Origin of the sequence: Janthinobacterium aquaticum (assembly GCF_009208565.1) — a bacterium.
Classification (GTDB): domain Bacteria; phylum Pseudomonadota; class Gammaproteobacteria; order Burkholderiales; family Burkholderiaceae_D; genus Janthinobacterium.
On record NZ_WFLK01000013.1, the window covers coordinates 58,309 to 69,453 of the forward strand.

6 protein-coding genes are annotated in these 11,145 nt (G+C 62.0%); 1 reads left to right on the forward strand and 5 read right to left on the reverse strand.

Annotated features, from left to right (window positions below; translation table 11 throughout):
- Nucleotides 1–67: 67 nt before the first annotated feature.
- The 5 genes from GCM43_RS19285 to GCM43_RS19305 form a co-directional block, all read right to left on the reverse strand.
- Nucleotides 68–502, reverse strand: a complete 435-nt coding sequence (locus tag GCM43_RS19285) for a hypothetical protein (protein WP_152247296.1) — start codon at nucleotides 500–502, stop codon at nucleotides 68–70.
- Nucleotides 503–681: 179 nt separating this feature from the next.
- Nucleotides 682–2,538, reverse strand: coding sequence for a DUF885 domain-containing protein (locus GCM43_RS19290; protein ID WP_152247525.1), 1,857 nt, complete (start codon nucleotides 2,536–2,538; stop codon nucleotides 682–684).
- Between the two features lie 144 nt (nucleotides 2,539–2,682).
- Nucleotides 2,683–3,171: a hypothetical protein gene (locus GCM43_RS19295; RefSeq protein WP_152247298.1), complete on the reverse strand. Its 489-nt coding sequence runs from the start codon at nucleotides 3,169–3,171 to the stop codon at nucleotides 2,683–2,685.
- Nucleotides 3,172–3,225: 54 nt separating this feature from the next.
- Complete coding sequence (locus GCM43_RS19300; RefSeq protein ID WP_152247300.1) at nucleotides 3,226–7,356, reverse strand: DEAD/DEAH box helicase; 4,131 nt, start codon at nucleotides 7,354–7,356, stop codon at nucleotides 3,226–3,228.
- A gap of 29 nt (nucleotides 7,357–7,385) precedes the next feature.
- A complete protein-coding gene (locus GCM43_RS19305; RefSeq protein ID WP_152247302.1) occupies nucleotides 7,386–9,347 on the reverse strand; it encodes a dipeptidyl-peptidase 5 in 1,962 nt (653 codons plus the stop codon).
- Between the two features lie 153 nt (nucleotides 9,348–9,500).
- Between GCM43_RS19305 and hemE the strand changes: the two genes are divergently transcribed.
- On the forward strand, nucleotides 9,501–10,583 hold the full coding sequence (hemE, locus tag GCM43_RS19310; RefSeq protein WP_152247304.1) for a uroporphyrinogen decarboxylase: 1,083 nt from the start codon (nucleotides 9,501–9,503) through the stop codon (nucleotides 10,581–10,583).
- Nucleotides 10,584–11,145 lie beyond the last annotated feature (562 nt).

Here is an 11,145-nt window from a genome sequence, read left to right on the forward strand (position 1 = left end):
CAGTAAAAAGCCGCAATACCCGACCGGGATTGCGGCTTTTTTTGCTGCTTGTTGCCGGGCAGCGTGCTCAGTGCAGGATCATTCTGGTCAGTATGCCCAGGTTCAGCAGCAGCACCGTGGCCATCATCCATTGCAGATGCCGTATGTCAGCGCCATGGCGTGCCTCGGAGCGTTCCAGGCGGGCATCGGTTTTCTGTTCCAGGGTATCGAATTTGCTGCTCAGCATGACTGCCAGGTTGTTGAGGCGATCAGTGATCGTTGCCGTGCCATGTTCCACTTGCTGCGCCAGCTGCCTGGCTTTTTGCTCGGCAAGCTGGAATTGCGACATCATATGACGTTCAATGGCGGCCAGTTCGCCTTGCACCACCACGGCAGGCCCCAATACATCATCAAGCACATCGCCCAGCGCTGCCGCGTGGGCTTCGGCCTGCGGCACGGGCACACCTGCCGAAGACAGCTTTTTCGCATAATCGAGCGTATCGAAAGGAATGGGCATATGCATGTGATCTCCTTGTTCTCAGGCTAGCAGAAAAACCGGCAATTGCCAGAAAATTGCGGTCTGCCGTGGTCTGTTCAACAAGCTTATGCCACGTGTGGCGTATCACTTTGATATGGCGCAAGTGCGCGACAGGCAGCAAAAAGGGCGCTTGCGCGCCCTTTCAAGCCAATCGCCGGTTGGCTTTATTGCATCAGTTCCCTGATCACCTTGACCGGGGCGCTGCCATAGCTGAGGAATTGCTCATGGAAGTTTTTCAGAACGAAGCGGTTGCCCAGCGCCTGCTTGCGCTCTTCGCGCAGATCCATGATTTCGCTGTAGCCACTGAAGTAGCTGGTCAGCTGCACCGAACTCAACTGCACGCGGCGCCATTTTTCGGTCGCTTCGCGTTTGGTCTGGAAGGCCTGGCGCGTCAGCAGGTCAATCGCCTGTTCCTGCGTCATGCCCAGCACGTGCACGCTGTAGTCGAGGATGGTATTGGTGACACTGCGCAAATTCCACTTCGAATACATCAGCCACATTTCCGGCTCATTGTTGCCGTAGCCCGATTCAAGCATCATGCGCTCGCCATACACGGCCCAGCCTTCGATCATCGCGCCATTGCCGAAGATCGACTTGATCAGCGACGGCGACTTGTTGGCGTATACCAGTTGCGTGTAGTGGCCGGGAATGGCCTCATGGATATTGAGAATCTGCAAAATCCAGTGATTGTATTCACGCAGGCTGCTTTCCTGCTGCTCCGGCGACTCGCCATCCAATGGCGTCACATTGTAGTAAGTGCGGTCCTGCGGACGATACGGGCCGGGCGCTTCGATGCTGGCACCGGCCACGCCGCGCTGGTAAGGCGGCGTCTCGCGCACCACCAGCGGCTTTTTCGGATCCATCGTCAGCAGGTCGTGGCTGGTGACCCACTCCTGCAGTTGCGGAATCTGATGGCGGATTTCCGAGACAAAGTCAGCCGGCGCCACATGGTTGCTCGACAGCTTGTCGATCACCATGCCGATCTTCTCGTTGCGGTCCTGCGGCTTGGCCGCATTGCCCATGGTTTTCGTCCACAGCTCGTCTGACAGGCGATCCATGTTTTCCAGCAGCTTTTCACGCGCCGCCAGCGCTTTCTGGTACATCTGCTCGGCGCTGACGCCGGCCTGAATATCGTAGTTGAATTTCTGCTCGTACAGCTCCTTGCCGATACGGAAGGAGCGCGCGCCGTTTTGCGCCAGCAGCGCATCCTGCTCGGTCAGCCAGGCGGCATAACCTTGCACGGCAGTGCGGGCGGCAGCGATGCGGGCGTTGTACAGCTGTTTTTCGGTCGGCGACAGGATCGACGCCTGCGCCGTCTTGTTCAGGTCGTCGAGCACCGTCAGCACGCCGGCGCTTTGCGCAATGGCCAGCTGGGTGTGTTCGCGGGTGGGCTGGCTGATGCTGGCGCGCGCGGCCTGGTAATACTGTGGCACGCTGGCGATACGCTTGAGCAAGGTGCGCAGGCGCTGCGGCTGCGAGGCGTATTCGGTATTAAGGATAAAGTCGATCGAGCTGGCCACGTTGTACTGCGCCGGATTCCATTCGAAGTCGCGGAAGGTGGTCAGGTACCAGCGGTCCGACTGCAGCTTGTTGGTCAGCAGGGCCAGGTCGGTACGCTGTTTGTCGGACAGTTTGCTCGCGTCGAGCTTGCTGAACTTGTCGAGCCATTCGTCGATAAAGGCCAGCTGCGCCTGGCGGTGTGCGGCGTCGGGGATGGTCAGATTGGCGGCCCCATCATATTTGCCGGCAGAAATGGCGCCTTCCGGATCGATGCGCCACAGTGCTGTCAGGAACTGGCTCGACAGCGTGTTCATACGGCGGTCATAGCTGTTTTCACCCGCCACGGCGGCTACCGCAGCGGCGGTGGCCGCCGTGGCAACCACGGCTTTCTTGCCGACCGTTTTCTTCTTGCTGCTGCTGGTGTTCGCCTTGCCATTCTTGACCGGTTTTTTGGCGGCCTGGGCCGGGCTCAGCGTGAATGCCATCATCAAGGCGGCCAGCACAACTTTGTTCCTTAGCATCATGAATATTCTCTTGATTATTTGGTTATCGATAAAAATCAGTAAATAATAATCTGATAATTTGCGCGGTAAGCAAGCAATATTGCTTCAACGGCCCAAAGGGTAGCATCAATCATCGCTGCTGCACAGATTTTTAAGTCCCGCTTACAGCACCAGGGCGCGGCTTTGGATCAGTTCCTGCAAGCGAATATTGATGGCGTCGGCGGCTGCCTTGCCATGCGCCATGCCGGTGGCAACGATGGCGGTTTGGCGGGCGCCGTGCGGCTGCACGCGCACCGTATAGGAGCGGCACAGCCAGCTCCAGAAGGTACTGTCGTGCTCGGCCTGCTGCAGGTCGCGCCAGGCGATACCCGTCAATTTCTTCTTCCACGGCAAGATGCCGGCCGCCAGCCAGACGCCGGCTTCGTCGTAATACAGCTGCACGCTGCGGGTGGTCATCACGCGGTAGCCGATAATCAGCGCCGAGCCGACCAGCACCACCAGCGCGGCGCGCGTGTTGTAGCGAAAAGCCAGCGGCAGCGCGGCAAAAAACAGCAGCACCGCAATGACCAGGGTACCGGCATAGGCGGTCCAGGACTTGGCGCACAAAAAGACGGCGCGTGGGGCGGCGTTGCTGGCAAGGTAGTCGGTCATGGTGGCTGGCAATCAAAGCAAACGCTGATCATCGCATGGAAAAACCGGGCAGCGCTATTTTTTCAGGCCCTCCTGCAGCATGCCCAGCATATCGTCGGCCGACATGCGCGCGGCCGCATCGCTGCCTTCGAGCAGGCTGTCGGCCAGGTCGCGCTTGTGCTGGTGCAACTGCACGATGCCTTCCTCGATCGTATGGCGCGCCACCAGGCGATAAATCGTCACCGGGCGCAACTGTCCCATGCGGTGGGCGCGGTCCGAGGCCTGGTCTTCCACCGCCGGATTCCACCACGGATCCATATGGATCACATAGTCGGCCGCCGTCAGGTTGATGCCCATGCCGCCCGCTTTCAGGCTGATCAGGAACACCTCGCCTTGGCCGGCCTGGAACGCGTCGACGCGGCGCTTGCGCTCCTGCATGCTGGTGGCGCCGTCGAGATACTGATACGACACGCCATGCTCTTCCAGGTGCGCGCGGATCAGGCTCAGGTGGTCGACAAACTGGCTGAATACCAGCACCTTGTGGCGGTTTTCCAGCAGCCCCGACAGGAGCTGCGCAAACGCTGCCAGCTTGCTGCTGGCCAGCCCCAGCTCGGGCGCCACCAGCTGCGGATTGCAGCAGGCGCGGCGCAGCTTCATGATCTCGGCCAGGATCTGGATGGCTTTTTTCGAAGCCGGTCCTTCCACCATCGCCAGCTTTTCCAGCGCTTCGCGGCGCAAGGACTCATACAGTGCCGTTTCCTGTGGCGACAGGTCCACTTCCAGCGTGATCTCGGTGCGCGATGGCAATTCGGACAGCACCTGCGTCTTGGTGCGGCGCAAGATAAACGGCGCGATCAGGCGCCGCAGACGCAGCCGGGCGCCGCTGGCCGCGCGCGGGTCCTGGTCTTTCTCGATCGGGCCGGCAAAGCGCAGGTTGAACTGGTCGAGCGTGCCCAGCAGCCCCGGGTTAATGAAGCGGAACAGATTCCACAATTCGCCCAGGTGGTTTTCCAGCGGCGTGCCGCTGGCCACCAGGCGAAAGTCGCCATGCAGGCCCATCACCGCCTGCGAACGCTTGGTGGCGCCATTCTTGATCGCCTGCGCTTCATCGAGCACGATGGTATGCCAGTGCACATCGGCAAACAGCGACGCTTCCTGCTGCAGCAGGCCGTAGCTGGCCACCACCACGTCAAATGGCTGCAGATGCGCGAGCATGCCGGCGCGGTCGCCGCTGCCGAACAGCTTCATGTTCAGGGTTGGTGCGAAGCGCTGCGCCTCGGCCAGCCAGTTCATGCACACCGAGGTGGGGGCGATCACCAGCGTCGGCCCTTGGGGTGCGCGCGACAGCATCAGCGCCAGTGCCTGCAAGGTCTTGCCCAGACCCATGTCGTCGGCCAGGCAGGCGCCCACGCCCCAGTGCGCCAGGCGGGCCAGCCATTCAAAGCCGGCCAGCTGGTAGTCGCGCAGCTCGGCTTGCAGCGTGCTGGGCAGCTGCGGCTGGAAATCGTCGAGCGCACGCAGGCGCTGCAGATGTTCGCGCCACAGTTTGTCGGCTTTCACGCCGCCCACATCATTGGCCAGTTCTTCCAGCGCAAAGGCGGCCAGCGGATGCACGCGCACGCCATCGCCATCGGCTTCGCCATACGCCGCCAGTTCGGACAGGCGGCGATGCAGCTCGTCGCTCAGCGCCAAAAACTGGTTGTCGCCCAGCGCCACGAAGCGGCTCTTGTTGTGTTGCATCAGATCGAGCAGGGCGCGCAGATCGAGCACCTTGTTTTCATCGATCTGCAGTTCGCCGCTGGCGGCAAACCAGTCTTTTTCGCTGCGGATATTGAGGCGCATCTGGCTGCTCTCGATGCGCTTCGAGACGCGCATCGATTCGCCTTCCGGCCAGGCCAGCACCATCGCTTGCTGATCGCATTCCTGCAGTTCGGCCAGCAGCTGCAGCGCCAGCGCCGGCTGGCCCAGCAGCCATTCGCCATGCTCCTCTTCGGCCTGCTCCAGCACCAGGCAGCGCCCGACCAGCTGGCGCTGTGCTTCGCGCTCGGCGTTAAGGTTGCGGCGCGTTTGCACCGCGCGCCCGGCCAGGTCGGCAAACACGCTTTCGGCGCCGCTGCCGGGCGCGTAATAGGCGCCATGATCGGTCAGCGGGCGCACCAGGATTTGCATTTTCAGGCCTTGGTTATACGGCAGCAGATGCACATGCAGGCGCGTGTCGGCAGCGATCATTTCGGCCGCGCTGACGCCACCGATATCGGACTGCACCGTGACGATCGAGGAGATGGCGCCAATCGCCTGCAGCACCTGTTTTTCCGCATGCAGCGGCACCGTCAGGCCGCTGCCGATAATGGCGTTGATGCGCCGGTGTTCATCCTTGATTTCCACCACGCGCAGCCGGCTCGGGGTTTCCTTGACCACGATCACTTCGGTTGCATTGTCCGGCAGCGGCGGTTGCAGGCCCAGCCACAACTGGCCCTTGTGCGACTTGATCAGCAGTTCCGGCGCGCCGCCGATCAGCTCGACGCGCGACTCGGGCGCGTCGAGCCAGAATACCAGCGGGTGGCCGACCAGCAGCAGCGCCGCCTGATCGAGCACCACTTCGTAGCGCAAGGACGAATGGTAATACTGCTTGAAGGCGCTGATGCAGGCCGCCGCGCGCACATCGTGCGGCGACAGGAAATCGATTGCATTGCTCTCTTCGGCCAGGCGCTTGAGGCCCATTGCGCGGCCCTTGCTCCAACTGCCGCGCGCGTCGCGCTTCTGCTCGCGCACTTCCACCTCGGTCAGACCGTAGCGCGGATCAAACGCCACCAGCCACACCAGGCGCGAACCCTTGCCGGTTTCTTCGACCGGGGCGTCTTGCTGCAGCTTGATCAGCGCGCCCAGCTGGCGCTGCCACGCTTCCTGGCGCTCGAACCAGGGCGTCATGTCGGGCAGGCCTGGCGCGTCCACTGCAGTGCCCTGCAGAGACGCAGCCTGCGCGGCAAGCAGCGCGTAGCCACCGGCTTCGGCCTGTTGCTGCAGCGTCTGCAACTGGGCCTTGCGCTGCCCGCCCTGCGGCAGTGACAGCCAGTATTGCACCAGCGCCTGGAACAGCTGCGCCAGCAAGCCCGTTTCCCAGTTGCGCGAAGCCAGCACGTCGGCCTGCATGACGCCGGCGCGTACCATGCGCAGCGCGCTCAGTTGCTGGTAGACCGCGCTGTCGCCATTGGTTTGCGCATTGACGGCAATGTCGAGATACGTTTCAGCACTTTTTGCCTGTTTGGCGTCGTCGCTGCGCAGCATGGCCAGCGCATACAGATAGCCGCCCATGCCGGTAAAAATCTGCTTGCGCTTGCCGCTGGCCTTGCGCAGGGCTTTCAAGGCCGTCTCAAAGCCGGCCAGTGCCTGGCTCGTTTCGCCACGCAGCACGGCCAGAGCGCTGTGCACCAGCAGCGCCGGCGCGCCGTCGACGCTGGCCAGGTACTGCGTGGCGGCGTCGAGTTCGCCGCACAGCAGCGCGTCTTCGGCCAGCGCCAGCGGCAACGCCGGTTCGATAAAGTCGCCGGCCGCCAGTTGCGCCGCATGGTGCGCGCGCGCATAGGTGCGGATGGCCGGCGCGGTGGCCGGTTCGCGCGGCGCGTTATTGAGCAGCACAGCGAGAATTTCATCTTGCAACTGCGGTATGACAAAGGCCAGCATGTCCGGCTCGAACGGCCGGCCAAACAGCTCGATGTAGGGATGCAGTTGCTGCGCTTCATAGCAGGCCAGGCAGGCCAGCAGGATGGCATGCACGGCGCTGGGCTGGTCGGTGCGCAGCAAGGCAATGCGCAGGCGCGTCAGTCCCTGCCGGTAGCTGCGCAATTCCATATAGCCTTGCCAGTTATGGCGCACCGGATTGCGCGTTTCAATCACCTGGCACAGGCGGCGAAATTCCAGCTGCTCGAATGACGCCTGGATGGCCGGCCAGCGCAGTTTGGACTCGCAGCTGTAGCCGCGTCCGACCACTTCGCTGGCCAGCGCCCGGCGCGCCAGCGACTGCAGCATGGCCGTGATACCAGCCTGCTTGAACGGCGCGCCATCGGGATCGAGCAGGCCGGCCTGTTGCACATGCTCCAGCACGGCTTGCTTGCCCAGCGGTTCGCCATGAATCGCCAGCAGCGCCAGCAGCATTTTTTCGGCGTTGGGCAGGGCGTGAAATTCGTCAAGCAGTAACTGATGGCTCATGCAGCTTCCAGGTAAAAATTCTTAAAAAATCAGGCCGGCAGGTTGGCTATCTGTACCGGTGCGGCGGCGGTGGGCGTACCCAGGCCCAGGCCCAGCACGCGCTGGTAGAAATACAGCTCCGCTTCAAGCGTGCGCACGATATTTTCGGCCTTGCGAAAGCCGTGGCCTTCGCCTTCGAGCGGCACGTAAGCCACCGGCACGCCGCGCGCCTTCAAGGCATCGACCATCAGCTCGGACTGCTGCGGCGGCACCACCTTGTCGTCCAGGCCCTGGAAGAAAATCATCGGGCGCGACAGTTTGTCGGTGTGATGAATCGGCGAGCGCTCACGGTACAGTGCTTCGGCCTCGGGCTGCGAGGCGATCAGGTAGTCGGTGTAGCGCGCCTCGAACTTGTGCGAATCGAGGTCGAGTCCCTTCAGGTCGGACACGCCGTAGTAGCTGGCGCCGGCCTTGAATACATCGTGGAAGGTCAGCGCGCACAGGGTGGTCAGGCCACCGGCGCTGCCGCCGCGGATAATCAGGCGCTCGCCGTCGGCCAGCCCTTGCGCCACCAGGTAACGCGCGCCGGCAATGCAGTCCTCCACGTCGACGATGCCCCACTGGCCGCGCAAGGCGTCGCGGTAAGCGCGGCCAAAGCCGCTGCTGCCGCCGTAGTTGACGTCAAGCACGCCGAAGCCGCGGCTGGTCCAGTATTGCGTGGCCAGTTTCAGGGTGTTGCTGGCCATGCTGGTCGGCCCGCCGTGGCCGATCACGATCACCGGCGGCAGCGTGCCGGGCGGCGCCTGCACATCGTCATTGTGCGGCGGGTAAAAGAAGGCCTGCGAGATGCGCCCGTTGACGCTCGGATAGCTGATGCTGCGCGGTACCGACAGATACGCGGCGTCGGGCAGGTCGGCAATCGAGCGGGCCAGTACCTCAAGTTCATTGTTCGACAGGTCGATGCGCGCCAGTTCCAGCGCAATGGTGGGGCTGCCACCGAGCAATACCACGAAGCCGGGGCCAACGCGCAGTTCGCGGATTTCCTGATAAGGGTGGGCAATCGCTTCGAGCTTGGCGCCAGCCACGTTCAGCAGGCCGAGCTGGCTGACACCTTCAGTGATCCAGGTGCAGACGAGCTCGTTATCGGACAGGAAGCCATACATCGAACCGCCAAAAGTCCAGTGCGGCGTGGCGAACTCGGCCTCCATCGGGCACAGCGCTTCAATGGCGGCGCCTTGCAGGCGGTACAGATTCCACCAGCCGCTGCGGTCGGAAACAAAGTGCAGCACGCCGTTGGGCGACCATTCAGGCTGGCAGATCGATTCATGCGCGCTGCCCGCGACCAGGCGCGGCGCACCCAAGCTGCCGTCAGCCAGTACCTCGGCCAGCCACAGCTCGGTACCCTGCCATGGCAGGCGCGGGTGATCCCAGGTGATCCAGGCCAGCTGGCTGCCGTCCGGCGACAGGCGTGGCGCTGCATAAAAGTCGTGGCCGCTGGCCAGCACGGTTTCGCTGCCATCGAATCCCACTGCGCCCAGGGTATTGTCCGGATGCGCATGGCCTTCCTGCGGGTGCTGTTCGCGTACCGTGATCAGGCGTGCATGGGCGTTGTCGACAATAAAGTCGGCATGGCGCGTGGTGCCGCCGGCGCTGATGGCCTGCGCCACGCCGTCGCTGTGCAGCTTGTACAGGCGGTTATCGGCAAAATTGGAGAAATACACGCTCTCGCCATCGACCACATAGGCGCCGCCGCCATACTCATGCACGCGCGTGCGCACATTGAACGGCGCCGGCGTGAGTTCATCGACGCGTGCGCCGCGCTGGCGCAGCAGCGTGTTGCGCCCGGCCTCGCTGGCGCGCCCGGCCAGCCAGCAGATATCGTTGCCATCGGCGCCGGCAATGGCCAGCTGCGTCAGCGGCGAGGCGCCGGCAGCAACGATGGCGGCGCTGAGCGGCGAAGGCCAGGTGCCGTAAGCGATCTCGGCGGTAGTCGGGGAAGTGGTCGATGTCATGTGGAACTCCATGGTGGGTGGGGCAAGCCGGCAGGCGACATGATAAAGGATGGCTCCTGCCGCGCCAAATCATGCAAAGCGGCACCAGAATCAATGAACCGGCAGCGATTGGGTGCGATAATACCCGCTTCATCAAGCTATTGACTGCCTTCCATGCCCCAATTTGCTCCGCTACAGAACGACACCTTCCTGCGCGCGCTGCTGCGCCAGCCGACCGAGCATACCCCTGTCTGGCTGATGCGCCAGGCCGGCCGCTACCTGCCCGAATACCGCGCCACGCGCGAGCGGGCCGGCTCCTTCCTGGGCCTGGCAAAAAATCCCGACTACGCCACCGAAGTGACGCTGCAGCCGCTGGAACGTTTTCCGCTCGACGCCGCCATCCTGTTTTCCGACATCCTGACCGTGCCTGACGCGATGGGCCTGGGCCTGTACTTTGCCGATGGCGAAGGTCCGAAATTCGAGCGCCCGCTGCGTACCGAACAGGACGTGATGGCGCTGCAAGTGCCGGACATGGCGTCGCTCGACTACGTATTCAAGGCCGTCACGCAGATTCGCACCGAACTGAACGGCCGCGTGCCGCTGATCGGCTTTTCCGGCAGCCCGTGGACGCTGGCCTGCTACATGGTCGAAGGCGGCGGCTCGAAAGAGTTCCACACTATCAAGAAGATGCTGTACAACCGCCCCGAACTGATGCACCACATCCTATCGGTCAATGCTACTTCGGTGGCGCAATACCTGAATGCGCAGATCGATGCCGGCGCGCAAGCCGTGATGATCTTCGATTCCTGGGGCGGTGCGCTGGCCGACGGCGCCTACCAGGCGTTTTCGCTGGCCTATATGCAGCAGGTGGTGGCGCAACTGAAGCGCGACAAGGACGGCGTAAAAATTCCGGCGATTGTCTTTACCAAGGGCGGCGGGCAGTGGATCGAGCAGATCGCCGATATCGGCGCCGATGCCGTCGGCCTGGACTGGACCGTCAACCTGACGCGCGCGCGCGAACTGGTCGGCCACAAGGTAGGTCTGCAGGGCAACCTGGACCCGGCCATCCTGTTTGCCAGCCCGGACCAGATCCGCGCCGAAGTGGCCAAGGTGCTCAATGCCTTTGGCGCGCCATCGGCAGGCACCGGCCATGTGTTTAACCTGGGACACGGCATTTCCCAGTTCACGCCGCCGGAGTCGGTGGCGGCGATGGTCGAAGCGGTGCACAGCATGAGCCGCGCCATGCGTGCTGGCTGAACACCATAGCGAGCGAACGTTCGGCGTTCGTGATTGAAAGGCAGGTTTTCCACATGGAGCCTGCCTTTTTTGTTTGCCACGCTGCAGCAAAAAAGCGACTTATGCACATTTTTTTTTGCTGCGGAAATAACAGGCAGCCTGTTTGCGTAGCCCCGCAGCTTGTCGCAAGTATTTGATTTTTAAGTATTAAAAAAGGCATTGGGGACGTGCCTGAAAACGCTTCGGTAAACTTGTTCCCCAGTACGCCAAGTTGCCCATCTCATTGTCCACAAAGTTATCAACAGGATCTGTGGATAAAAAAGAAAAGTATTTTGTTAACCGATACTTAGCGCTGTGCTGCAGGTTTTACCTGAGCTTTGTGTTGCAGTGCATGCTGAAAACAACAATGCTTCAAGCCTGAATTTGTCAAAATGTCAAAGAGAAAATTTGACTCAATTGCCAGCGTCTGGCGAGCGTCATGGCTCAGTTATGCACAGTTGTCGAGAGAAGCCAGCCATTTGTGCCGCCCGGGCAAGCGATTTTTAAGTGATTGATTTAAAACATTTAATTTTCTTTATTTGCG